Source organism: Pseudomonas sp. P20, assembly GCF_016463925.1.
In the GTDB taxonomy this organism is placed as follows: domain Bacteria; phylum Pseudomonadota; class Gammaproteobacteria; order Pseudomonadales; family Pseudomonadaceae; genus Pseudomonas; species Pseudomonas aeruginosa.
Window position 1 is genome coordinate 157528 of record NZ_JAEMVM010000022.1, and the last position, 23812, is coordinate 181339.

Annotated in this window: 23 protein-coding genes; 15 read left to right on the forward strand and 8 right to left on the reverse strand. The window is 67.6% G+C overall.

The genetic code is table 11. From position 1 onward, the window contains the following. Positions 1-153: 153 nt before the first annotated feature. Positions 154-1863, forward strand: a complete 1710-nt coding sequence (locus JHD77_RS23695) for an amidase (protein WP_003101313.1) — start codon at positions 154-156, stop codon at positions 1861-1863. A gap of 61 nt (positions 1864-1924) precedes the next feature. Next, positions 1925-2251 (forward strand): gamma-glutamylcyclotransferase family protein, encoded by a 327-nt coding sequence (locus JHD77_RS23700; RefSeq protein WP_003093540.1) that lies wholly within the window; start codon positions 1925-1927, stop codon positions 2249-2251. 15 nt (positions 2252-2266) lie between these two features. On the opposite strand, the gene pdxR is transcribed toward JHD77_RS23700, so the two are convergent. Further along, a complete protein-coding gene (gene pdxR, locus JHD77_RS23705) occupies positions 2267-3757 on the reverse strand; it encodes a MocR-like pyridoxine biosynthesis transcription factor PdxR (protein ID WP_023083969.1) in 1491 nt (496 codons plus the stop codon). A gap of 131 nt (positions 3758-3888) precedes the next feature. Between pdxR and JHD77_RS23710 the strand changes: the two genes are divergently transcribed. Continuing rightward, positions 3889-4347, forward strand: coding sequence for a GNAT family N-acetyltransferase (locus JHD77_RS23710; protein WP_003101319.1), 459 nt, complete (start codon positions 3889-3891; stop codon positions 4345-4347). 49 nt (positions 4348-4396) lie between these two features. Here JHD77_RS23710 and dkgB read toward each other — a convergent pair whose 3' ends face one another. Next, the gene (dkgB, locus tag JHD77_RS23715; RefSeq protein ID WP_016263076.1) at positions 4397-5215 is read right to left on the reverse strand and encodes a 2,5-didehydrogluconate reductase DkgB; all 819 of its coding nucleotides are present in this window, start codon (positions 5213-5215) and stop codon (positions 4397-4399) included. 342 nt (positions 5216-5557) lie between these two features. Between dkgB and JHD77_RS23720 the strand changes: the two genes are divergently transcribed. Further along, the gene (locus JHD77_RS23720; protein WP_003093547.1) at positions 5558-7966 is read left to right on the forward strand and encodes a TonB-dependent siderophore receptor; all 2409 of its coding nucleotides are present in this window, start codon (positions 5558-5560) and stop codon (positions 7964-7966) included. Between the two features lie 64 nt (positions 7967-8030). On the opposite strand, the gene JHD77_RS23725 is transcribed toward JHD77_RS23720, so the two are convergent. Then, positions 8031-8459, reverse strand: a complete 429-nt coding sequence (locus JHD77_RS23725) for an Rrf2 family transcriptional regulator (RefSeq protein ID WP_031756877.1) — start codon at positions 8457-8459, stop codon at positions 8031-8033. A gap of 80 nt (positions 8460-8539) precedes the next feature. Here JHD77_RS23725 and JHD77_RS23730 point away from each other — a divergent pair, with 80 nt between their 5' ends. The 3 genes from JHD77_RS23730 to xth all read left to right on the forward strand — a co-directional run bounded on the left by JHD77_RS23730 (position 8540) and on the right by xth (position 10994). Continuing rightward, positions 8540-9472, forward strand: coding sequence for an NAD(P)/FAD-dependent oxidoreductase (locus JHD77_RS23730; RefSeq protein ID WP_003118999.1), 933 nt, complete (start codon positions 8540-8542; stop codon positions 9470-9472). Positions 9473-9607: 135 nt separating this feature from the next. After that, complete coding sequence (locus tag JHD77_RS23735; protein WP_003118177.1) at positions 9608-10171, forward strand: type 1 glutamine amidotransferase; 564 nt, start codon at positions 9608-9610, stop codon at positions 10169-10171. Between the two features lie 22 nt (positions 10172-10193). After that, positions 10194-10994 (forward strand): exodeoxyribonuclease III, encoded by an 801-nt coding sequence (xth, locus tag JHD77_RS23740; RefSeq protein ID WP_003101332.1) that lies wholly within the window; start codon positions 10194-10196, stop codon positions 10992-10994. 31 nt (positions 10995-11025) lie between these two features. Here the strand turns inward: xth and JHD77_RS23745 are convergent, their stop codons facing one another. After that, positions 11026-11424: a RidA family protein gene (locus JHD77_RS23745; RefSeq protein WP_003101334.1), complete on the reverse strand. Its 399-nt coding sequence runs from the start codon at positions 11422-11424 to the stop codon at positions 11026-11028. 139 nt (positions 11425-11563) lie between these two features. Here JHD77_RS23745 and JHD77_RS23750 point away from each other — a divergent pair, with 139 nt between their 5' ends. Next, a complete protein-coding gene (locus JHD77_RS23750) occupies positions 11564-12487 on the forward strand; it encodes a LysR family transcriptional regulator (RefSeq protein WP_003101343.1) in 924 nt (307 codons plus the stop codon). A 534-nt stretch (positions 12488-13021) separates the two neighbouring features. Further along, positions 13022-14410 (forward strand): protease IV, encoded by a 1389-nt coding sequence (gene piv / locus JHD77_RS23755; protein ID WP_003101348.1) that lies wholly within the window; start codon positions 13022-13024, stop codon positions 14408-14410. A 218-nt stretch (positions 14411-14628) separates the two neighbouring features. On the opposite strand, the gene JHD77_RS23760 is transcribed toward piv, so the two are convergent. Then, positions 14629-14910: a peptidylprolyl isomerase gene (locus JHD77_RS23760; protein WP_003101349.1), complete on the reverse strand. Its 282-nt coding sequence runs from the start codon at positions 14908-14910 to the stop codon at positions 14629-14631. Positions 14911-15052: 142 nt separating this feature from the next. Between JHD77_RS23760 and JHD77_RS23765 the strand changes: the two genes are divergently transcribed. The 3 genes from JHD77_RS23765 (at position 15053) to JHD77_RS23775 (ending at position 17829) form a co-directional block, all read left to right on the forward strand. Continuing rightward, positions 15053-15454 (forward strand): GFA family protein, encoded by a 402-nt coding sequence (locus tag JHD77_RS23765; RefSeq protein ID WP_003101352.1) that lies wholly within the window; start codon positions 15053-15055, stop codon positions 15452-15454. Between the two features lie 99 nt (positions 15455-15553). Next, positions 15554-16297, forward strand: coding sequence for a class I SAM-dependent methyltransferase EftM (gene eftM, locus JHD77_RS23770; protein WP_003101353.1), 744 nt, complete (start codon positions 15554-15556; stop codon positions 16295-16297). A 236-nt stretch (positions 16298-16533) separates the two neighbouring features. After that, a complete protein-coding gene (locus JHD77_RS23775) occupies positions 16534-17829 on the forward strand; it encodes an OprD family porin (protein ID WP_023085907.1) in 1296 nt (431 codons plus the stop codon). A 42-nt stretch (positions 17830-17871) separates the two neighbouring features. Here the strand turns inward: JHD77_RS23775 and JHD77_RS23780 are convergent, their stop codons facing one another. Next, a complete protein-coding gene (locus JHD77_RS23780) occupies positions 17872-19515 on the reverse strand; it encodes an acetolactate synthase large subunit (protein ID WP_003101357.1) in 1644 nt (547 codons plus the stop codon). Positions 19516-19799: 284 nt separating this feature from the next. On the opposite strand from JHD77_RS23780, the gene JHD77_RS23785 reads away from it, so the two are divergent. Beyond that, positions 19800-20519 carry a B3/B4 domain-containing protein gene (locus JHD77_RS23785; RefSeq protein ID WP_003101358.1) on the forward strand — a complete coding sequence of 240 codons (720 nt, stop codon included), beginning with the start codon at positions 19800-19802 and terminating at the stop codon, positions 20517-20519. Positions 20520-20546: 27 nt separating this feature from the next. Next, the gene (locus tag JHD77_RS23790) at positions 20547-21185 is read left to right on the forward strand and encodes an FMN-binding negative transcriptional regulator (protein ID WP_003101360.1); all 639 of its coding nucleotides are present in this window, start codon (positions 20547-20549) and stop codon (positions 21183-21185) included. Positions 21186-21188: 3 nt separating this feature from the next. Here the strand turns inward: JHD77_RS23790 and JHD77_RS23795 are convergent, their stop codons facing one another. Both JHD77_RS23795 and JHD77_RS23800 read right to left on the reverse strand, forming a co-directional pair. Next, the gene (locus JHD77_RS23795; RefSeq protein ID WP_020989250.1) at positions 21189-21656 is read right to left on the reverse strand and encodes a VOC family protein; all 468 of its coding nucleotides are present in this window, start codon (positions 21654-21656) and stop codon (positions 21189-21191) included. 25 nt (positions 21657-21681) lie between these two features. Further along, positions 21682-22704: a GlxA family transcriptional regulator gene (locus tag JHD77_RS23800; protein WP_003118991.1), complete on the reverse strand. Its 1023-nt coding sequence runs from the start codon at positions 22702-22704 to the stop codon at positions 21682-21684. A 306-nt stretch (positions 22705-23010) separates the two neighbouring features. Between JHD77_RS23800 and JHD77_RS23805 the strand changes: the two genes are divergently transcribed. Then, entirely contained in the window at positions 23011-23739 is a 729-nt protein-coding gene (locus tag JHD77_RS23805) for a GntR family transcriptional regulator (protein WP_003101372.1), read from the forward strand. The last annotated feature ends 73 nt before the right edge of the window (positions 23740-23812 follow it).

The following is a 23812-nucleotide window of genomic DNA, read 5'->3' on the forward strand; positions in this document are numbered from 1 at the left end:
AGGGAAGCCGCGAGCGCCGGCCAGGATGTACACTGCATCCCCTGTATCGACCCGGCCGCCTCGCGGCCCCCGTCGCAGCAAGCAGAGAACAAGAGGAACGATGATGAGCGTCGCTAACGGTCTCCCCGTCTCCATTCGCCAGGCGGTGACAGCATGATCGAGGTCACCGAGGTTTCCATCGCCGAGCTGCGTGACGCGCTCGAGTCCGGTCGTACCACGGCGGTCGAACTGGTCCAGGCCTACCTGGCGCGGATCGACGCCTACGATGCACCCGGCACGCCCACCGCGCTGAACGCGGTGGTGGTGCGCAATCCCGATGCGCTGGCCGAAGCGCAGGCCTCCGACGCCCGCCGGGCGCGTGGCGAGCCCCTCGGTCCGCTGGACGGCATTCCCTACACCGCCAAGGACAGCTACCTGGTCAAGGGCCTCACCGCGGCTTCCGGCAGCCCGGCGTTCAAGGACCTGGTGGCCCAGCGCGATGCCTTCACCGTCGAGCGCCTGCGCGCCGCCGGGGCGATCTGCCTGGGCAAGACCAACATGCCGCCCATGGCCAACGGCGGCATGCAGCGCGGCGTCTACGGCCGCGCGGAGAGCCCGTACAATGCCGCCTACCTCACCGCGCCCTTCGCCTCGGGGTCCTCCAATGGCGCCGGCACCGCCACCGCGGCCAGCTTCGCCGCCTTCGGCCTGGCCGAGGAAACCTGGTCGAGCGGGCGCGGCCCGGCGTCGAACAACGGCCTGTGCGCCTACACCCCTTCGCGCGGGGTGATCTCGGTGCGCGGCAACTGGCCGCTGACGCCGACCATGGACGTGGTGGTGCCCTATGCGCGGAGCATGGCCGACCTGCTGGAAATCCTCGACGTAGTGGTCGCCGACGATCCCGATACTCGCGGCGACCTCTGGCGCATGCAGCCCTGGGTGCCGATCCCCAAGGCCTCCGAGGTACGCCCGGCGAGCTACCCGGCCCTGGCCGCAGGCGCCGAGGCCCTGGCCGGCAAGCGCTTCGGCGTGCCGCGCATGTTCATCAACGCCGACCCCGATGCGGGCACCAGCGAGTCCCCCGGGATCGGCGGCCCGACCGGCCAGCGCATCCATACCCGGCCCTCGGTCATCGCCCTCTGGGAACAGGCGCGCAAGGCCCTGGAAGCCGCCGGCGCCGAAGTGATCGAGGTGGACTTCCCGCTGGTGTCGAACTGCGAAGGCGACCGACCCGGCGCGCCCACCGTGTTCAACCGCGGCCTGGTGTCGAAGGAATTCCTCCACGACGAGCTGTGGGAACTCTCGGCCTGGGGCTTCGACGACTTCCTGCGCGCCAATGGCGATCCGAAGCTGAACCGCCTGGCGGATGTCGACGGCCCGCAGATCTTCCCCCACGACCCCGGCACCCTGCCCAACCGCGAGGGCGACCTGGCCGCCGGCATGGACGAATACGTGCGGATGGCCGAGCGCGGCATCAAGCCCTGGGACCGGATCGCGACCCTCCCCGATGGCCTGCGCGGCCTCGAGGAAACCCGGCGGATCGACCTCGAGGAGTGGATGCGACGCCTGCGCCTGGACGCCGTGCTCTTCCCCACCGTCGCCGACGTCGGCCCGGCGGACGCCGACGTCAACCCGGCCTCGGCCGACATCGCCTGGAGCAACGGTGTCTGGGTCGCCAACGGCAACCTCGCCATCCGCCACCTCGGCGTGCCGACGGTCACCGTACCGATGGGGGTGATGGCCGACATCGGCATGCCGGTGGGCCTGACCTTCGCCGGCCGCGCCTACGACGACTCGGCGCTGCTGCGCTTCGCCGCGGCCTTCGAGTCGACCGGCTCGCGGCGTATCGTGCCGCCGCGTACTCCACCGCTGGCAAGCAAGTGAAAGGCGCGGGCGGAAGGCTTCGCGTCTTGCGCCCACGCTCTTCCGTTCAAGGGAGTTATCGATGCAGCGACTCTTCGTCTACGGCAGCCTCGGCCCCGGCCGTCCCAACGAACACCTGATGCAGAAGATCGGCGGGCAATGGCAGGCGGCCAGCCTCCGCGGTCGCCTGCTGGAAAAGGGCTGGGGTGCCGGGATGGGCTTTCCGGGCCTGGCGATCGACGCCGACGGCGAGGAAATCCACGGCCATGTGTTCGTCTCCGACCGCCTCGCCGAGCACTGGCCCGCGCTGGATGAATTCGAAGGCACCGAATACCGGCGCGTGGCGACCCGGGTAACGCTGGCCGACGGCGCCCAGGTCGATGCCTACGTCTACGCCCTGCGCGACTGAGCGCTTGCCGGCGGCCTAGGGATTCGCACGCAAACCGCGCAGGGTCTTCGCGAGGACCCCGACCGCCGCCTCCAGCTCGTCCGTGGTGTAGGCGGCGAAGCCCATCAGGAAACCCGCTCGCGGTGGCGCGGCGAGATGCAGGGCGCTGAGCCCGACCAGCTCGACACCGGCGCGGTATGCCGCCGCGATGGCGCGCGTTTCGTCGATTCCCGCGCAAAGCAGCCCGGGCATCTGTAGCCCGCCGGCCGGCACGCGCGGCTCGACCAGGCCGCCCAGACGCTTGCCCACCCGCTCCGCGAGGAATCCCAGGCGCTCGCCGTAGAGATTGCGCATGCCGCGCACATAGGCGCCGAAATGGCCGCCGGCGATGAAGCGCGCCAGGGTCAGTTGCGCCAGCGAGGCGTTGTGCCCGTCCTGCAGGGAGCGGGCGACGGTCATCGGCGCCACCAGCGCCGGCGGCAGGACCATGTAGCCGATGCGCAGGCCGGGAAACAGCGACTTGGTGAACGTGCCGATGTAGAGCGTCCGCTCGTGGGCGTCCAGGCCTTGCACGCAGGCGGTGGGCCGGCCGGCGTAGTGGAACTCGCTGTCGTAGTCGTCCTCGATGATCCATGCCTGCTGCCGCTGCGCCCATTCGATCAGCGCCAGGCGGCGCTCCAGCGACAGGGTCACGCCGGTCGGGTAATGGTGCGACGGGGTCAGGCACAGCGCCCGCGCCGCCTGCGGCTGGGCGAGGATCGGCTCGGGCCGCAGGCCCTGTTCGTCGACCGGGACCGGCAGGCACTCCAGGCCTGCGGCCTCGAAGGCCTTGCGCGCGCCGTAGTAGGCCGGGTCCTCGACGAATATCCGCTCGCCGGCGTCGAGCAGCACGCTGGCGCAAAGACCCAGCGCCTGTTGCGAACTGGTCAGCACCAGTACCCGGTCGGCCGTGGCCCGTGCGCCACGCTCCAGGTTGACGTAGTCGGCGATCGCCTGGCGCAGCGGTTCGGCACCCTGCGGGTCGCCATGGGTCAGGGCGCGCGCGCTGTATTCCTTGAGGACCTGGCGCTGCAGGCGCTCCCAGGTCGCCAGGGGAAAGGTGCGGGTCTCCGGCACGCCGGGAGCGAAGGGGCGCGGGACGAGCTGCTCGCGAACCCCGCCGCCAGCCTGCATCGCCTCGCCACGCCGGCTCAGTCGCGGCGCGCCGCCGCCCCGTCGTGGAGCGCCCGCGCCGCGCCGGCCGGGGGACAGCCGGGTAGCCGCGGCGACCACGCTGCCGCTGCCGACCCGACGCTCGATGAAGCCCTCGGCATGCAGGTGCGAATAGGCCGCTTCGACGGTGTCGCGGGATACCCCCAACGACTGCGCCAGCGCCCGCGAGGCCGGCAACGGATTGCCCGGCGCCAGCGCACCGTCGAGGATCAGTTGGCGGATCGCGCGCTGGATTCGCGCATGCAGCGGCAGGGCCTGGAGCTGTGGATGGAGGAGGCGCGCCTTGACCGACTCGAGCAGTGACTGCCTGAACAAATGGTCTGCCCTCGATTATCTAATTGGTGGGGTATGGCAAGCCATTAGGCGGCTATAAAAACAGCCGGGTCAAGACCCTCGGTCCCGGCCTCCGCCGGATCGCCCCATCAAGCCAAAGAAGGAAGCACTGGATGCAATCCCTGCACACACTGGTATCGGTACGCCCCGTGGCACACGAGGACTTCGAGCAGTGGCTCGAATACTGGAAGGCCTACCAGGCGTTCTATGAAGTCGAACTCTCGGCACAGGCCACCGAGGCCACCTGGCGGCGCTTCTTCGACGAGGGCGAACCGATGCACTGCGCCGTGGCCAGCGACGGTAGCCGCCTGCATGGCATCGTCAACTTCCTCTACCACCGCTCGACCTGGGCGGCACAGGACGTCTGCTACCTGGAAGACCTCTATGTCTCGCCCGACGTGCGCGGCCAGCAGATCGGCAAGCAGTTGATCGAGTACGTCCGCCGGCAGGCCGAGGAACGTCGCTGCGCGCGGCTCTACTGGCATACCCAGGAAAGCAACCACAGGGCGCAGCGCCTGTACGACTGGGTGGCGGACAAGCCGGGGGTGATCGAATACCGCATCGAGCTCTGAACCGGCCGCGCGACCGGAGCCTCGGCGCGGCGGACCCTCGACGCGGTTCTCAGTCCCAGGCCGGCGCCAGGCCCTGCGGACTGACCTCGCGGCCGTTACGCTCGAGGCCGGCGATGCGCGCCATGTCCTCGGCGTCCAGGCGCAGGTCGCGCGCCAGCAGGTTGCTGGCGAGGTTCTCGCGGCAGGTCGAGGACGGAATCACCGCGTAGCCCAGTTGCATCGCCCAGGCCAGCGCCACCTGGGCGACCGTGGCCCGGTGCCTGGCGGCTATCCCGGCCAGCGTCGGGTCCTTCAGCACCTTGCCGTAGGCCAGGGTCATGTACGAGGTGACCGCGATGCCCTGCTCCTCGAGGTAGGCGGTCAGCGCGCGGTTCTGCAAGTAAGGGCTGAGTTCGATCTGGTTGGTGGATATCTCGCCCGCACCGACCGCGGCGATGGCCTGGCGGGTCAGTTCGATGTTGAAGTTGGAGACGCCGATCCGCCGGGTCAGGCCCAGGGACTTGGCTTCCGCCAGCGCCGCCATGTACTCCGCCAGCTCGACGCCGTTGCCGGGTGCCGGCCAATGGATCAGGACCAGGTCCAACCGGTCGGTGCGCAGTTTCTCCAGACTCTCGCGCAGGCTGGCGAGCAGCTTTTCGCGGGCGTAGTTGTCGACCCAGACCTTGGTGGTGAGGAACAGCTCGGAACGCGGTACGCCGCTCTCGGCGATCGCGCGGCCGATATCCGCCTCGTTGCCGTAGATCTGCGCGGTATCGATGGCGCGATAGCCCAGTTCGAGGGCGCTGCGCACCGAGTCGACGACGACCTGGCCGGTAAGGCGGAAGGTGCCGAGACCGAAGGACGGGAGGGGGTGGATGGTGGACGACATGGCTGCGCTCCGTGGACGGGATGGCTCGAATGAAGCGCAGTGTGGCGGCTTACATCTCTTCGATTAAGACCCGAATCGAGCAAATTCATTTGCGCTGGAGTCACGAATCCAGACGGCCTTCACGGGAGGTATCCAGCGGAAATCCCCGTCAGCCGCTGGCAGGACGCAGTTCATCGGATTCCTGCGAATACTACTGATAACGATAATCTATATCATTTACTCCATTTTTACATTTACATACACTTGCCCCGCCGCGAATTCCTACGCCGGTTTCCCACATAAACAAGAAACGCAGCCGGTCGCGCCAACGGCCTGCCTGCGCCGCCATCCAGGACACTGCAGATGAAACACGTCGTTTCCAGTGCGTTATTGCTCGGTCTCTCCTCGCTTTCCCTGGCCGCCCAGGCCGCTCCCATCGCCCTTGACCTTCCCGCCCAGCCCCTGGCCGCATCCCTCGAGCAATTGCAGGGCGCCAGCGGCCTGCGCATCCGTTTCGACCGCGCGGCCGTGGCCGACCGGCGCGCACCGGCCCTACGCGGCACGCTGGAGCCAAGCGAGGCACTGCAGCGTCTGCTCGCAGGTTCCGGACTGAGCGGGGAGGTTCGGGGCGGCGACGCCTGGGTCGAGGCCGCGGCGACAGGTGCCGGCATCGCCCCCGGCGACAGCGTCGACCTCGGCGCGCTCAGCGTGGTCGCCACCCAGGACCCGGCCACCGCCGCCATCACCGAAGACAGCGGCTCCTACACCACGCGGGCGATGCGCACCTCGACCAAGCTTGCGATGTCGATCCGCGAGACCCCTCAGTCGGTCAGCGTGGTCACCCGCCAGCGCATGGACGACCAGGGCATGCGCGACCTCAACGACGCGGTGAAGGGCGTCACCGGCCTCACCGTGCAACAGTACGGGCCGGCCCGGGTGAAGTACGCGGCGCGCGGCTTCGACGTCGACAACATCATGTACGACGGCCTGCCGACGAGCATTTCCACCTATACCCAGGACGTCATTTCCGCCGCCGACCTGGCCATGTTCGACCGCGTCGAAGTGGTGCGCGGCGCCACCGGACTGATGCAGGGCGCAGGCAACCCGGCGGCGGCGATCAACATGGTGCGCAAGCGTCCGACCCAGGACTTCCGCGCCTCCCTGCAAGGCAGCGTCGGCACCTGGGACCGCTATCGCAGCGAGGCCGACGTTTCCGGCCCGCTGAACAGCGAAGGAACCCTGCGCGGCCGCGCGGTGGTCGCCTACCAGAAAGGCAACAGCTTCCAGGACCACGTCAGCAGCGAACGCGGCGTGTTCTACGGGATCGCCGAAGCCGACCTGAGCCCGGACACCACCTTCGCCATCGGCGCCTCGAACCAGAACGACAACCGCAACGACAACTGGGTAGGCCTGCCCAGCCCGCTGGGCGGCCGCCACCTGGACCTCAAGCGCTCGTCCTATTACGGCGCCGACTGGTCCTACTGGGATACCGACACCACCCACCTGTTCAGCGACCTGACCCACCGCTTCGCCAACGGTTGGCAGATGAAGCTGGCCGCCGACAAGCTGTGGGCGCGAATCAACATGCTCGGGCTGTACAACGACTGCTACTACTCGACCACCGGCTGCGCCAGCATGACCCAGAACCCCGGCGACTACAGCTACACCGACGACCACGACAGCTATGACGCCTATGCCAACGGTCCCTTCCAGTTGCTCGGCCGCGAGCACGAGCTGGTGGTCGGCGCCAGCTATCGCCAGGAACGCTTCGACGGCCACGGCGGCTGGGGCAGCCTGTTCAACAAGGACGGCACCCCCACCGGGCCGATGGACCCGACCCAGTGGGACCCGAGCTCGACTCTCAAGCCGAGGCTGAACACCAGCCTGTGGGGCATGAAGCTCGACCAGGAACAGAAAGGCGCCTACCTCACCACCCGGTTGAACCTCGCCGACCCGCTGAAAGTGATCCTCGGCGGGCGCCTGGACTGGTACAAGGCCGACGCCGATACCGACAGCTACAAGGTCACCCGCAACGTCACCCGCTATGCCGGGGTGATCTACGACCTGAACCAGACCTACTCGGTCTACGCCAGCTATACCGACATCTTCAAGCCGCAGAGCAACTTCGACGCCGGCGGCGGCCTGCTCGACCCGATCACCGGCAAGAACTACGAGATCGGCCTGAAGGGCGAACACTTCGGCGGCGCGCTCAATTCGCAGATCGCGCTGTTCCAGATCGACCAGGAAAACCGCGCCACCGAGGACGTCGGCGGCCCCTCGCCATGCCCCTTCAGCCCCACCTCGCGCTATTGCTCGCGCGCTTCGGGCAAGGTCCGCAGCCAGGGCGTCGACCTGGAGCTGAGCGGTGCGCTGAGCGACGACTGGCAGATGATGGCCGGCTATACCTACGTCGACGCCAAGTACAAGCACGACAGCAACAAGGCCAACGAGGGCAAGCCATTCGACGCGGCCAAGCCACGCCACCTGTTCAAGCTCGCCACCAGCTATACGCTACCCGGCGAACTGCACAAATGGCGCGTCGGCGGCGACCTGGCCACCCAGAGCAAGACCGAGGACAGCAGCACCGGTTTCCAGCAGGGCGGCTACACCGTGGTCAACGCCATGCTCGGCTACAAGGTCAACGAACGGATCGACACGCGGCTGAACTTCAACAACCTGTTCGACAAGTACTATTACAGCGGCATCGACTTCGGCAACCTCAACTACGGCGAGCCGCGCAACCTGATGTTCACGGTGAAGTACTCGCTCTGATCCCGGACCGCCGGCGTGCCTCCGCAGGCGCGGCGGCGGTGTCCGAACGGCCCTTCGAGGCGCCTCAGCAGGGCCGATAGCGGCGCTCGAACTCGCTCGCCAACTGCTCCAGCGTGACGCTCCCCAGGCGCTCCAGGAGCAACGCCTGCGCCGCCTCGAACGCCTCGCTGAGCGCTTCGTTGACCGCCTGCTCGACCAGGCATTCCGGATGATCGGTAGACAGGCCGATGGCGAAGATCGAGGACGCTCCCAGCGCCTGGTGGATATCCAGCAAGGTGATGTCCGCCAACGGCTTGGCCAGCCGCCAACCGCCGCGATGGCCCTTCTCCGAACTCACGTAGCCTTCGTTCTTCAGCAGCGCCATGGTCCGTCGCACCACCACCGGGTTGGTGCCGAGCATCTGCCCGATGGCTTCGGACGTCGCCGGCCCTTCGTGGCGGGCCATATGGATCAGCACATGGAGCATGCGCGAGAGGCGGGTGTCGTTTCTCATGAACGGCGGGCTCGTGACGGAAAGACCATGAGTATGTCTCGCTACAGAAAAAGTTACGAGAGCGTTGACAAGCGCATCTCATGAAACTTACGTTGTTTCGTGACTATCCGAATGGGAGATACGCCATGACTTTCGACGTGATCATCGTGGGTGGCAGCTACGCCGGCATCTCCGCGGGCATGCAACTGGCGCGGGCGCGGCGCAGGGTGCTGGTGATGGATACGGGACTGCGACGCAACCGCTTCGCCCGGGCCTCCCACGGCTTTCTCGGCCAGGACGGCCGCGATCCGGCGGCCATCGCCGATGACGCCCGCGCGCAGTTGCTGGCCTATCCCAGCGTCGAGTGGCTGTCCGAAGCCGCCGTCGCGGCGAAGAAGGAGGCGGACGGTTTCGTGGTGAAGGCCGCCAACGGAGAACGTTTCACCGCGCGCCGGCTGATCCTCGCCAGCGGGGTCGCCGACGAGCTGCCGGAGATCCCCGGTCTTGCCGAGCGCTGGGGACGGCACGTGTTCCATTGCCCGTATTGCCACGGCTACGAACTGGACGGCGGGCCGATTGGCGTACTGGCGGCCTCACCGCTGGCCATCCACCACGCCCTGATGTTGCCCGACTGGGGAGCGACCACCTTTTTCCTCAACGGCGTCTTCGAACCGGATGCCGAGCAAATGTCCAGGCTGGACCGGCGCGGCGTGACGATCGAGCGCGAAGCCGTGGTCGCGCTGGGCGGCGCGCGCGCCGACGTGACCCTGGCCAGTGGCCGCACGATTACGCTCGCGGGGTTGTTCACCCAGCCGCGTACGCGCATGGCCAGCCCGCTGGCGGCGTTGCTCGGCTGCGAGTTCGAGGACGGCCCGAGCGGGCCGTTCATCAGGACCGACGGCATGCGCGAAACCAGCGTTCCCGGCGTCTTCGCCTGCGGCGACGCGGCGCTGGCGGCCGGCAACGTCGCCATCGCGGTGGGCGACGGCGCGCGCACCGGTGGCGCGGCGCATCATTCGCTGCTGTTCCGCTGACGCCGGAGGCTGACAGGCCAAGGATCCGGCCCACCGCCCGGCAAATCTTTCGAACTCCCCGGCGCTCCAGCTTTCCACTCTCCTGCATGTCACGCCACGGCGCCCGCCACGGGCGCCCCAGCAGAGGAGAAAACCATGAGCGCGAAGCTGCAAGGCAAGAACGTCCTGGTCATCACCGCCAACACCGGCATCGAGCGCGACGAGCTGCTCGAACCGCTGAAGACCCTGAAGCAACAGGGCGCCACGGTCACCCACGCGACCATCGAGGGCGGCGAAGCGCAGACCTGGGTGCACGACAGCGAGAAGGACCTGATCGTCAATTCCGACGCCAGGCTGCAAGGCCTGCGCGCCGAGGACTACGACTTGCTGCTGGTTCCCGGCGGCACGGTGAATGCCGACACCCTACGCCAGGACAGCGAGGCCCGGCGCCTGGTCAGGGAATTCAGCGACGCAGGCAAGACGGTCGCCGCCATCTGCCACGGCCCCTGGCTGCTGATCGACGCCGGTGTCGCCCGCGGCAAGACCCTGACCTCCTATTCCAGCGTGCGTATCGACCTGACCAACGCCGGCGCGGACTGGGTCGACACGCGGGTGAAAGTCTGCCCGGCGAACGGCTGGACCCTGATCACCTCGCGCAACCCGGGTGACTTGCAGGCGTTCAACGAAGCCATCGGCGAAGCCCTGCAGGCGGCCGCCTGATCGTCATTCGCGGAGGCGACCGGTGGACACCCTGAAGATCGCCACCTTCAACGTCAACGGCATCCAGACCCGGCTGGCCGCGCTGCTGGCCTGGCTGGAGCGGGAAGCGCCGGACATCGTCTGCCTGCAGGAACTGAAAACGCCCGACGCGCGCTTCCCCGCCGCGGCGCTGGAGAAGGCCGGATACGGCGCGATCTGGCAGGGCCAGTCGGCGTGGAACGGCGTCGCCATCCTCGCCCGCGACAGCCAGCCGCTGGAGGTACGCCGCGGCCTGCCGGGCAACGCCAGCGATCCCCACAGCCGCTACCTCGAAGCGGCCGTCGACGGCCTGCTGGTGGCCAGCCTGTACCTGCCCAATGGCAATCCCCAGCCGGGACCGAAGTTCGACTACAAGCTGGCCTGGTTCGAGCACCTCATCCGACACGCCGCCGAGCTGATGGAGAGCGGCCATCCGGTGGTGCTGGCCGGCGACTTCAACGTGGTGCCCAGCGACTTCGATATCTACGACACCCGCTCCTGGAAAAAGGACGCCCTGCTCCAGCCGGAGTCCCGCGAGTGCTTCGAGCGCCTCCTGCGGCAGGGCTGGGTGGACGCGCTACGCCAGCGTTTCCCCGACCGGCGCCTCTATACCTTCTGGGACTACTTCCGCCAGCACTGGCAACGCGACGCCGGGCTGCGCATCGACCACCTGCTGCTCAGCGCCAGCCTGGCGGACCACCTGGAAGACGCCGGGGTGGATCGCTGGGTGCGCGGCGAGGAGCACGCCAGCGACCACGCGCCGGCCTGGGTAAGCCTGCGGCGTCCCTCAGAGCCCCGGCGCTAGCCGAGCTGGCCCCGGCACTGCGCATCGGCTCTCACCGCCCCTCCGGCAACCTCGCCACCACCTTGATCTCGAAGCTGAAGCCATACAGCCAGTTCACCCCCACCGCCGTCAGCGTGGGGTACGGCGCCTCGCCCCAGTACTCCGGGACGATCTTCCAGATGCGCTCGAAGTTGGCCTCGGCGTCGACCATGAACACGGTGACGTCGAGCACATCGTCGAACCCGCAACCGGCCGCGGCGAGCACCGCATTCAGATTGTCGAAGGCGCGGCGGACCTGGGTCTCCAGCTCGGGTTCGGGAGAGCCGTCGTCGCGGCTGCCGACCTGGCCGGAGACGAACAGCAGGCCGTCGCTGCGGACCGCCGGGGAATAGCGGTTGCGCTCGTAGAGGGCCTGGCGGCCGGCGGGGAAAACCACGTCGCGTACAGTCATGCGATACCTCCATCCTGGGGCTCCGGCCCCGTCATCGTCGATGGAAGAACGGTAAGGTCGTGCGCGCCGTGGATAAACGCGCAACCCTGGCCATGACTGTTTGTAGAATCCAAACAATCCCCGACGACCCGGAGTCCCGATGGACCGTTTCGATGCGATGCAGGCCTTTGCCCGTGTGGTGGATACCGGCAGCTTCACCAAGGCGGCGGAGACGCTGCACATGAGCCGCACCAGCGTCACCCAGTTGGTCCAGCAACTGGAAGCGCGGCTGCGGGTACGCCTGCTCAACCGCACCACGCGCAAGCTCAACCTGACCGCCGACGGCGCCGCCTACTACGAGCGGGTGGTACGTCTGCTGGCGGAACTGGACGATGCCGAGACCAGCCTCTCCAGCGCCGCCCTGGCGCCCCGCGGGCGTCTCCGGATCGACGTACCGAGCCCGCTGGCGCGGCTGCTGCTGATCCCGGCGTTGCCCGAGTTCCATGCGCGCTATCCGGAGATCCAGATCGACCTGGGCGTGAGCGATCGGCTCGTCGACCTGATCGACGAGAACGTCGATTGCGTCATCCGCGGCGGCGAACTGCGCGACCAGTCGCTGATGGCGCGGCGGGTCGGCGACCTGCAACTGGGGGTCTACGCGGCACCGGCCTACTTGCAGCGCGCCGGCGTGCCGAGCCACCCGCGCGAACTGGAGGACAGCCACCAGCGTATCGTCGGCTTCCTCTGGGCGCGCACCGGCAAGGCCCTGCCCTACGCCATGCGCAGGGGCGAGGAATGCCTGCGGGTGGCGGGCCGTCATGTGCTGGCGGTGGACGACGGCAACGCCTACCTGGCGGCCGGGCTGGCCGGCCTGGGCATCCTCTGGCTGCCGCACTACATGGCGCGCGAGCCCCTCGCCCGCGGCGAGCTGCTGCCGCTGTTCGAGGACTGGAGCCTGGAGCCGATGCCGCTGTACCTGGCGTTCCCGCCGAACCGCCACGTCAGCGGCAAGCTGCGGGTGTTCATCGAGTGGGTCGCCGAACTGATCGCGCGGCATGCGCCGCCGTTGCATCCGCCGCTCTGAAACAAGGGCGGCGGCGTATCCTGGAAAACCCTGGAGTAATGGTAAGCGGCCAGGGCTCTATATATGCCCCGCGATTATAGAGATGACTTATACGACCATAAGCCGGATATCCTGGAATTCAACCAAGCCAACATCGGAACGGTTTCCGAGCGGTGAATGGAAGATTCACCCAGCCTTATATTCGGCAGTGGTCAAACCGGATAACTTGAAAATCAGGATTTCGTTAACCCGATCACATCGACAGCTGCACCAGTAAAGCACTCATGCACTACATCCTGCACCTCTCTGAAGCAAACCGAAGGCTCTGCAGAGCCACTCCAGACCAAACTTTAGTTGGTAGAGAGAGCAATCCAACATCAATGGCAAGTGAAGGAAATAGCTATCTATTCTGCTATCCACAAACGCTTCTTCATATTTAATAGCTAGCAGAAACGAATATAAAAAATATTTGAACGACTCCGTCACACCTGCATATCTTTCGCCACGCGAACGATTGAGGAAGTTGCCCTCCCAAAAAACTGAAGGAGTCGATTCATGCATAAGAGAACGTACCTGAATGCATGCCTGGTTCTGGCGTTGGCTGCCGGCGCGAGCCAGGCCTTGGCGGCGCCCGGTGCGAGCGAGATGGCTGGCGACGTCGCCGTGCTCCAGGCCTCCCCGGCGAGCACCGGTCACGCCCGCTTCGCCAACCCCAACGCGGCGATCTCGGCGGCCGGCATCCACTTCGCCGCGCCCCCCGCCCGCCGCGTGGCCCGCGCCGCGCCGCTGGCGCCGAAACCGGGTACGCCGCTGCAAGTGGGCGTGGGCCTGAAAACGGCGACTCCGGAAATCGACCTGACAACCCTCGAATGGATCGACACTCCGGACGGGCGCCACACCGCGCGCTTCCCGATCAGCGCTGCGGGTGCCGCCAGCCTGCGCGCCGCGATTCGCCTGGAAACCCGCAGCGGCTCGCTGCCCGACGACGTGCTGCTGCACTTCGCCGGCGCCGGCAAGGAAATATTCGAGGCCAGCGGCAAGGACCTCTCGGTCAACCGTCCCTACTGGAGCCCGGTCATCGAGGGCGATACCCTGACCGTCGAACTGGTGCTGCCGGCCAACCTGCAACCGGGCGACCTGCGCCTGTCGGTACCCCAGGTATCGTATTTCGCCGACTCCCTGTACAAGGCCGGCTACCGCGACGGCTTCGGCGCCAGCGGCAGCTGCGAGGTGGATGCGGTCTGCGCGACCCAGAGCGGCACACGGGCCTACGACAACGCCACCGCAGCGGTGGCGAAGATGGTCTTCACCAGCTCGGCGGACGGCGGCAGCTACATCTGCACCGGCACCCTGCTGAACAACGGCAACTCGCCCAAGCGCCAGTTGTTCTGGTCGGCCGCGCACTGCATCGAGGACCAGGCCACCGCCGCGACGCTGCAGACCATCTGGTTCTACAACACCACCCAGTGCTACGGCGACGCCTCGACCATCAACCAGAGCGTCACCGTGCTGACCGGCGGGGCGAATATCCTGCACCGCGACGCAAAGCGCGACACCCTGCTGCTGGAACTCAAGCGCACTCCGCCGGCCGGCGTGTTCTACCAGGGCTGGAGCGCCACGCCGATCGCCAACGGCTCGCTCGGCCATGACATCCACCATCCGCGCGGCGACGCCAAGAAGTACTCGCAGGGCAACGTATCGGCAGTGGGCGTCACCTACGACGGGCATACCGCCCTGACCCGCGTCGACTGGCCGTCGGCGGTGGTCGAAGGCGGCTCGTCCGGCTCGGGCCTGCTGACCGTCGCCGGCGACGGCTCCTACCAGCTGCGCGGTGGTCTGTACGGCGGCCCCTCGTACTGCGGCGCGCCCACCTCACAGCGCAATGACTACTTCTCCGATTTCAGCGGCGTCTATTCGCAGATCTCCCGCTACTTCGCGCCCTGAGGCCAGCCAGGCTATCGATCGCGCACCGGCGGATAACCGCGCAGCGGTTATTCGCCCTACGTCCGGATTGGCACCTGGAAGTGCGGCTTCTTTCGTCGTCCGGGACAGGTAGGGCGCATAACGCCAACGGCGTTATCCGCCGTCTATCCCGCGCAGCGGTTATTCGCCCCACGCCTGGATCGGCGCGTGGAAGAGGGGCGTTATGCGCCGCCGTACGTTCAGTCCTGGCGGCTGGTGACTTCCAGCAGGTGGTAGCCGAACTGGGTCTTCACCGGCCCCTGAACCACGTTCAGCGGCGCACTGAAGACCACCTGGTCGAACTCGCGGACCATCTGGCCGGGGCCGAACGAGCCCAGGTTGCCGCCGTCGCGGCCGGAGGGGCAGGAGGAATGCTCGCGGGCGACTTCGGCGAAGTCGGCACCGCCTTCGATGGCGGTCTTCAGTTCGTTGCACTTGGCTTCGCTGGAAACCAGGATATGGCGGGCAGTGGCTCGGGCCATGGGGAAATACTCCTAGGGTGAAACGGCAGAGCCTAGCAGACATCGACGCCCGCACCGACAGCCCGCGACCGGAGGAGGCGCTCGACAAGCGTGGCGAGGGTTGCTTGACTCGCCGCCTTTGCGAATCCGGGAACGCCCTCCGATGAGCCAGACCTTCCACGGCAGTTGCCTGTGCGGCGCGCTGCACTACCGACTGTCCTCGCCCCCGCGCGCACTCTCTCACTGCCACTGCGGCCAGTGTCGCAAGGCCCATGGCGCGGCATTCGCCAGCTATGGCAGCGTCCCCGTCGCGGACCTGCACATCGACCGCGGCGCCGACCTGCTCGCCGCGTTCCGCTCCTCACCCGCCGTGCTCCGGCGCTTCTGCTCGCGCTGCGGCTCGCCGCTGTTCTGGTCGAGGAGCGAAGGCGAGTTCGCCGACTGGGTATCGGTCGCCCTCGGCAGCCTGGACACGCCCTTCCCGGCGGCGAAACAGAAGCATGTCCAGGTCGCATCGATGGCCTGCTGGTGCAGGATCGCCGACGACTGGCCGCGTTTCGACTGAAGTCCGCCCGCGATCCGCCGGCCGGTGCCTGTTTTTTCGCCGGCAAGGCCCGGGCCTGGGGTACCATGCCGCGCCCTTCGCCGCCGGTCCTTGCCGCCCATGTCCGCCACCGCGCTGTACACCGACCTGTCCCACTATTACGACCTGATGTGCGCCGACATCGACTACCAGGCGCAGAGCCACTGCGTGCGTCGCCTGCACCAGTTGTTCGGCAACCAGGGCCGGCGGCACCTGGACCTGGCCTGCGGTACCGGCCCTCACGTGCGGCACTTCCTCGATTTCGGCTATCGCAGCGCCGGCCTGGACATCAACCAGCCGATGCTCGACCTCGCCCGACAGCGCTGTCCCGAAGCGCACTTCAGCCGGCAGGACATGGCCGGCTTCCAGGTGGACGAGCCGCTGGACCTGATCACCTGTTTCCTCTATTCCATCCACTACAACGCAGGGCTGGAGCGCTTGCGCGCATGCCTGGCCAGCGTGCATGGCGCACTGGCGGATGGCGGCGTGTTCTGTTTCAACACGGTGGACAAGGGGCAGATCGACAATCGCGCGTTCGTCCGCCATTCCGTGGAGCATCGAGGCAGCCGCTTCACCTTCGGTTCCGGCTGGTACTACAGCGGCGAGGGCGAGCGCCAGGCGCTGCGCCTCGGTATCGAGAAAACCACGGACGGAACGACCCAGACCTGGGAGGACGAACACCCCATGGTCGCCCTCGGCTTCGCCGAGCTGCAGCACCTGTTGCAGACGCATTTCGAGGTGCAGGTCTTCGAACACGACTACGAACGGATCACGCCCTGGGCCGGCAGCTCCGGGAATGCCCTGTTCGTCTGCGTGAAGCGCTAGCCTCCGGATATCCTGGCGCAAACGTGACGATCAGGCTGGCACGGGCGGGGCAGCGTTTCACAGGGGGCTGCGGAGGATTCTTCGTCGCTTTCGGCACGCTGCGTCCGACCCGCTAGAGGCCTGCCTGGCCGACGATCCGTGCGCGCCTTCTCGGCTAGACCAAGGTCGCAAAGACCCCGCCGGCCATCTGTGACACCTTCGCGCGCTTTTTTACCCCCGCTGTCGAGAGTCACCGCATGTCCTCCCCGTTTTCCCCCCGTTCGCCCCGCACCCTTCGCGGCCTGGGCGCCCTCGCCCTGTGCGGCGGATTCGTCGCCCCGGCCCCTGCCGCCTTCCTCGAGGACGGCAGCGCGCGCCTGGAAGCGCGCACCGTCTACTTCAACCGCGACTTCCGCGACGGCAGCTCGGCCAACCCGCAGGGCGCCTCCAAGCGCGAGGAAGCCGCGCAGGGCTTCATCCTCGACCTGCGCTCGGGCTATACCGAGGGCGCGCTGGGCTTCGGCGTGGATACCCTGGCGATGCTCGGGATCAAGCTCGACTCCAGCCCCGCGGACAGCAACAGCGGCCTGCTGCCTTCCAGCGGCCACGATCCGCGTCGCTCGGTCGACGAGTACGCCAAGGCCGGCGTTGCCGGCAAGATGCGCTTCTCGCAGACACAGTTCAGGTACGGGGCGATGCTGCCGGACATGCCGTTGCTGAAATACAACGACGGACGCCTGCTGCCGACCCTGTTCCACGGCGCCCAGCTGACCAGCGAGGAGATCGCCGGGCTCAGGTTCTCCGCCACCCGCCTGGAGCGCTACACCGCGCGGGACTCCAGCGACGCCCAGGACATCCGCCTGCACTGCAAGAACAAACGCTACGCCTGCGACACCACCGGCAACCGCTTCGACGCCTACCAACTCGACTACCAGGTCAACGACGGCCTGCTGCTGCAATACGCCCAGGGCGGCCTGCGCAACGTCTATCGCCAGCGCTACCTCGGTGCCGTGGGCAAGCGGCAGCTCGGCGCCGGCAAGCTGAGCGCCGACCTGCGCTGGTTCGACAGCGAGGACGCCGGCGCGGCCCGCGCCGGCAAGATCGACAACCGCGCCCTCAGCCTGCTGCTCGCCTACGCCCAGGGCGGCCACACGCTCAGCGCCGGCTGGCAGCGGATGAACGGCGCCAGCTCGATGCCCTACCTCGACGGCAGCAATCCGTACCTGGCCAACTACCTGCAGGTGAACGACTTCGCCAACCCCGAGGAACGCTCCTGGCAACTGCGCTACGACTTCGACCTGCGCAGCGTCGGCGTGCCCGGCCTGAGCTTCATGACCCGCTACGTCAACGGCGACCATATCCGCCTGGCCAACGGCGACGAGGGCAAGGAATGGGAGCGCGACATCGAGCTGAAGTACATCGTGCAGAGCGGCCGCTTCAAGGACCTCAGCCTGCGCCTGCGCAACGCCACCTACCGCACCGACTTCGAGCGCTCGGCGCGCGACGTGGACGAGGTGCGCCTGATCGCCAGCTACAACCTGTCGCTGTTCTGAGCCGTCGCGCCGGAACGCACGCCGGCGCGACGCTCCGGCGGTTCAGACCGCCAGGGCGCGTTCGCGCAGCTCGACGTTGAGGATGCGGTCGTTCTCCGAGTAATCCACCGGGCAATCGATCACATGCACCCCAGGCGTGCCCAGGCAGCGCTCCAGCAGCGGCAGGAAGCCCTCGGCACTGTCGACCCGGTGGCCGTGGGCGCCGTAGGCCTCGGCGTAGTGCACGAAGTCCGGGTTGCCGTAGTCCAGCCCGAAGTCGGCGAAGCCCATGTTCGATTGCTTCCAGCGGATCATCCCGTAGCCGTTGTCGCGCAGGATGATCACCGTCAGGTTCATCTTCAGCCGCACCGCGGTTTCCAGTTCCTGGCTGTTCATCATGAAGCCGCCATCGCCGCACACCGCGACGATCGGCCGGTCCGGGTAGACCAGGTGCGCGGCCATCGCCGAGGGCAGGCCGGCGCCCATGGTGGCGAGGGCGTTGTCCAGCAGCACGGTGTTGGGCATGTGTGCCTTGTAGTTGCGGGCGAACCAGATCTTGTACATGCCGTTGTCCAGGGCGACGATGCCCTGCGACGGCAACGCCCGGCGCACGTCGGCCACCAGGCGCTGCGGATAGAGCGGGAAGCGCGGGTCGTCGGCGCCTTCGGCGACCTGCGCCTCGTTGGCCTCGCGAATCGCCAGCAGGCGGGTGAAGTCCCAGTGCGCGGTATCGTCCAGCGCCTCGCCGATCTGCCAGATGGCGTTGGCGATGTCGCCCACCACTTCGATCTGCGGGAAATACACCGGGTCCACCTCGGCGGAACGGAAGTTCACGTGGATCACCTCGGTACCGCCGCGAACCATGAAGAACGGCGGCTTCTCGATCACGTCGTGGCCGACGTTGACGATCAGGTCGGCCGCCTCCACCGCGCGATGCACGAAGTCGCCGGCGGACAGCGCGGCGTTGCCGAGGAAGCGCGGGTGACGCTCGTCGACCACGCCCTTGCCCATCTGGGTGGTGACGAAGGGAATGCCGGTCTTGTCGATCAGTTGCTTGAGGACCTTGGCGGTCATCTTGCGGTTGGCCCCGGCGCCGATCACCAGGATCGGGCTGCGCGCGGCGCGCAGCTTCTCCACCGCGGCGCAGATCGCCTTGTATTCCGCCAGCGGCCGGCGGCTCAGGCTCGGCGGGATGGGCAGGCTGTCGGTCTGCTCGGCGGCGATGTCCTCCGGCAGCTCCAGGTGCACCGCGCCGGGCTTCTCTTCCTCGGCCAGGCGGAACGCCTCGCGGACCCGCGAGGGAATGTTGTCGGCGGAGGCCAGTTGGTGGGTGTACTTGGTCAGCGGCTGCATCATGCCGACCACGTCGAGGATCTGGAAGCGGCCCTGCTTGGACTTCTTGATCGGCTTCTGCCCGGTGATCATCAGCATCGGCATGCCGCCCAGGTAGGCGTAGGCGCCGGCGGTGACCAGGTTGGTGGCGCCCGGGCCGAGGGTCGACAGGCTGACCCCGGTCTTGCCGGTGAGGCGCCCGTAGGTGGCGGCCATGAAGCCGGCCGATTGTTCGTGGCGGGTGAGCACCAGCCGGATCTGCGACTTGCGCAGGGACTCCAGCAGGTCGAGATTCTCCTCGCCGGGAATTCCGAAGACGTACTGCACGCCCTCGTTTTCCAGGCATTGCACAACCACATCGGCTGCCTTGGCCATCTGCGTTCTACCTCGGGTGGTGGCGGTTCTGACCGCTCGAACACTGCGCCCCTCGCGTCTCGCTGTCCAGCCCCTCCCGGCCGGCGGAAGGCTCTGGCGCCGGCTTCGCCGGCAAGCGAACGTCGCTCCCGCCATTAGCGCAGCTGAACCCGACCACCCGATCATCAGCACAGCTAATAATTCATTCGCTGATTTCATGGTGAGGGCGGAGCCCGGATGGTAGAAATCCACCTACCGCTTTACGCGCCCCGCCCCCTCCATCTCACCGAACCCTGAAGACGACCATGCCCGAGCACGCCCCGATCCTCCCCGTCATCGCCGCCGAAGTGGCCGCCCTCGTCCCCGGTTTCCGCGCCCTGAGCCTCACCGTCGAGGCGGCGCCGATCGTTCGTCCGGAAATCGCCGGCCGCGCCGTAGAGCGCGCCTGCCAGGCGCTGGCGCGTGGCGAACCGGACTGGGCCGAGGCGCACCTGGCAGCCTGGGCCGAGGCGTTCCGCCGCTTCGGCGCCAAGCCGCAGCGTACCCCCTGCTCCGCCGAAGCCCTGCGCAAACGCGCGCTGCGCGACGGCGGGCTGCCGAGCATCGACCCGGTGGTGGACCTGTACAACGCCATCAGCGTGCAATTCGCCATTCCGGTAGGCGGCGAGAATCTCGCCGCCTATGCCGGCCCGCCGCGCCTGGTGGTCGCCGACGGCAGCGAGACCTTCGACACCCTGAAGAACGGCGAGGCGGTCGACGAATCCCCCGACCCCGGCGAGGTGGTCTGGCGCGACGACCTCGGCGTCACCTGCCGCCGCTGGAACTGGCGCCAGGGCGTGCGCACCCGCCTGGATGCCAGCGCCCGGCGCATGTGGTTCATCCTCGAGAGCCTGCCGGAAATGCCGCTGGCGGCCCTGCACGAAGCGGGCGGCCTGCTGCTCGACGAATTGCGCCTGATGATGCCCGGCATGCGCGCCGACTCGCGCCTGCTGTGCGTGGCGACGGAACCCACCGACAGCGTATAAGGGCCGAGTCCCCGAGGAGAACAGAACATGTACCTGCCTTCGCATTTCGAAGAGTCCGACCCGCAGGCGCTGCACGCGCTGATCCGGGACTATCCGCTGGGCCTGCTGGTCAGCCACGGCGAAGCGGGCCTGGACGCCAACCACCTGCCGTTCGAGCTGAGCCCGGAAAAGGGCGCGCAAGGCACCCTGGAAGCCCATGTCGCGCGCAACAACCCGGTTTGGAGCGAGCTGCGCGACGGCGACGAGGTGCTGGTGGTGTTCCGCGCCGGCGATGCCTACATCTCGCCGCAGTGGTACCCGAGCAAGCAGGAGCACCACCGCCAGGTGCCGACCTGGAACTACCGGGTGGTCCACGCCCACGGCCGGGTGCGGATCCGCGACGACGAACGCTATGTGCGCGGACTGGTGGCGCGCCTGACCCGCACCCACGAGGCGACCCAGGAAACGCCCTGGAAAATGACCGACGGCCCCGCCGACTACATCGACGAGATGCTCCGGCTGATCGTCGGCATCGAAATCGAGATCACCCGCCTGGTCGGCAAGTTCAAGCTCAGCCAGAACAAGGAAGCCCGCGATATCCGCGGCGCCAGCGCAGCGCTGCTGGCGCGCGGCGAACAGGCGATCGGCGCGGCCATGGACGATTGCGCCGCCCGGCGCGACGGCTGAGGTTCAGGCCTCGCCCGGCTGCGGCCGGTGGTGGACGAACTCGACCACCGTGCCGTCCGGCAGCAGCGCATTGAAGCAGGCGCCGGTGGGCGCGCGCGCCGGCCCGAAGATGATCTGCGCGCCGGCAGCCAGCAACCGCCGGTGATAGGGCTCGATGTCGTCCACCAGCAGGGTGCCAGTGGTGCTGCGGAACGGCGCCAGCGCCTCGTCGCTGCCCTCCAGCAGGAGGAAGGCGCCGACCGCGGCGAGTGTCAGGCGTTTCTCGGGAAAGTCGAAGCGCATGTCGTGGGCGACGCCCTGCAGGTCTTCGTAGAAAGCGATGGCCGCATCGATGCTGCCCGGTTCCAGGTAGACACGGATGAACACCCGCGGCTCGGCGAAACCGGACGAGTCGTTGATGCGACGCCAGAGAAAAGGCTGGGACATGGCGCAGGACCTCCGCAGGCCAGGGCGAAAGGTCCGTTCTAGCATGCCGGCCGCGTCCGGCGAAACGCCCTCATTTCGTCGAGCGGACGTTGCCGTAGCGCACTTCTTTCGACGGTGGGTAGCCGTAGAAGGCGGTGTAGCACTTGCTGAAGTGGCTGGGCGAGACGAAGCCGCAGGCGACCAGGACCTCCAGCATGGTCAGGTCGGAATGTTGCAGCAGGCGCCGGCACTCGGTGATCCGCAACTCCAGGTAGTAGCGCACCGGCGTGGTTCCGAGCTGCTGCTGGAACAATCGCTCGATCTGCCGCCGCGAGCGCCCCACGTAGTGGGCGAGCTGCTCCTGGCTGAGCGGTTCCTCGATATTCGCCGCCATCAGGTTGATCACTTCGCGCAGCGGCTCGCTCATCTTCTCGTGCAGGGCGGGGCGCACCCGCCGGTAGCGCGACTCCTCGAAGGCGAGGATATCCACCACCGCCTCCACCAGGTCGCGCCCGTGGCGCCGGGCGATCCACTCCAGCGCCAGGTTGAAGGCGCCGGTGGGGCTGGCCGCGGTCAGGCGGTCGCGGTCGACCATATAGCTGTCGCTGGTCACCTGGCTGTTGCGGGCGATCTCGGCGAGGGCGGCGCGGTGCTCGGGATGGATGCAGCAGCGGTAGCCATCCAGCAGGCCGGCGTCGCCGAGGAACCAGGCACCGTTCCACAGCCCGGCCAGGGCGACGCCGCGCGACGCCACGTCCTGCAACGCTTCCCGCAGCGCGGCGGACGAGCGCAGGGGCGTGCGCAAACCGCCGCAGACCACCAGCAGGTCGAGTCCTTGCAACGCCGCCGAGGCGAGCGCCAGGTCCGGGCAGATCAGCAACCCGAGGTCGCTGGTCACCGGCTCGCCGCTCAGGCTGAAGTTGCTCACCGCGAAGGACTCGCTGCGGATCAGGTTGGCGGTCACCAGGGTGTCCAGCGCCTGGGTGAAGGCCGGCAGGGAAAAGTGTTCGAGCAGCAGGAAGCCCACCCGCGCCCGTGCCGAGCCCCCCTCCCCGGCCCCGGTGAACCTGAGGTTCTGCCCTTGCAGGGCGGCGCTGAAACGCCTTCTTTCCATCGATTCGTGCCTCTTGTTCTTCTTGTTCCCGGCCAGCGGGCCGCGACGCCTGCCGTCACGGCGAAAACCCCGGGCGCTCCATCATATGCGCAAGCCATGTGACTTGGCGCCTCCCTGGCGCGCCAGGGGAATGTGCTCAAATACGCCCTCGGGGGGCTGCCCCTTTCACACGCCACGGCGTCAGCGGAAACAGCGCGGACGAACGGTGCGGAGACGCCCCGAAAACCTGTAGACATACTGTCTAACAGAACCCTATAGTCATTATACAAACTGTAGACAAAGCCCATGACAAGTAGAAAGGCCTCCATGAAAGCCCAACCCGACGTCGACTCGAACAGCGCCGATGCCCCCTTCGACCGCAAGGCGGTGCTGGGCGATGCGCTGCGCCGGCGGATCCTGAGCATGGAACTGGCGCCCGGCGCGGTCGTCGACGAACTCGCCCTGTGCGACGAGTTCGGCCTCTCGCGCCCGCCGGTGCGCGAACTGCTGCGGCAGATCGCCGCCGAGGGCTACATCGAACTGGAAGCCAACCGTGCGCCGCGCGTCGCGGCCATGAGCCACGACTCGCTGCACGCCTTCTTTCTCGCCGCGCCGCTGATCTACATCGCCACCACGCAACTGGCGGCCACCCATGCCAGCGAAGCGGAGATCGAGACGCTCAAGGCGATCCAGGAAGATTTCCGCAAGGCCATCGAAGAGAAGCATGTGGAAAACCGCGTCATCCACAACGACGCCTTCCACCTGGAGATCGGCAGGATGGCCCACAACGACTACCTCATGCCGAGCCTGCGCCGCTTGCTGATCGACCATGCGCGGCTGGGCAAGATCTTCTACCGCCATCCGACCACCGACGACATGCAACGCGACCTGGAACTCGCCTGCGACCAGCACGACCAGATCGTCGATGCCATCCAGCGGCGCGATCCGGATGCGGCGGCGGACATCGTCCGTGCGCATTTCGAGCTGTCGCGCCGGCGCATGGCCGAGTACGCGGCACCGGCCGGAGTGGAGGTGGCGCTGGTCTACGAGGGTTAGCGAGCCCCCGCGCCACGGCCCCGCCCGAGAAGCGGAGGCGGTCACGCAGGGGATGGTTACCGGGTTCCAATAA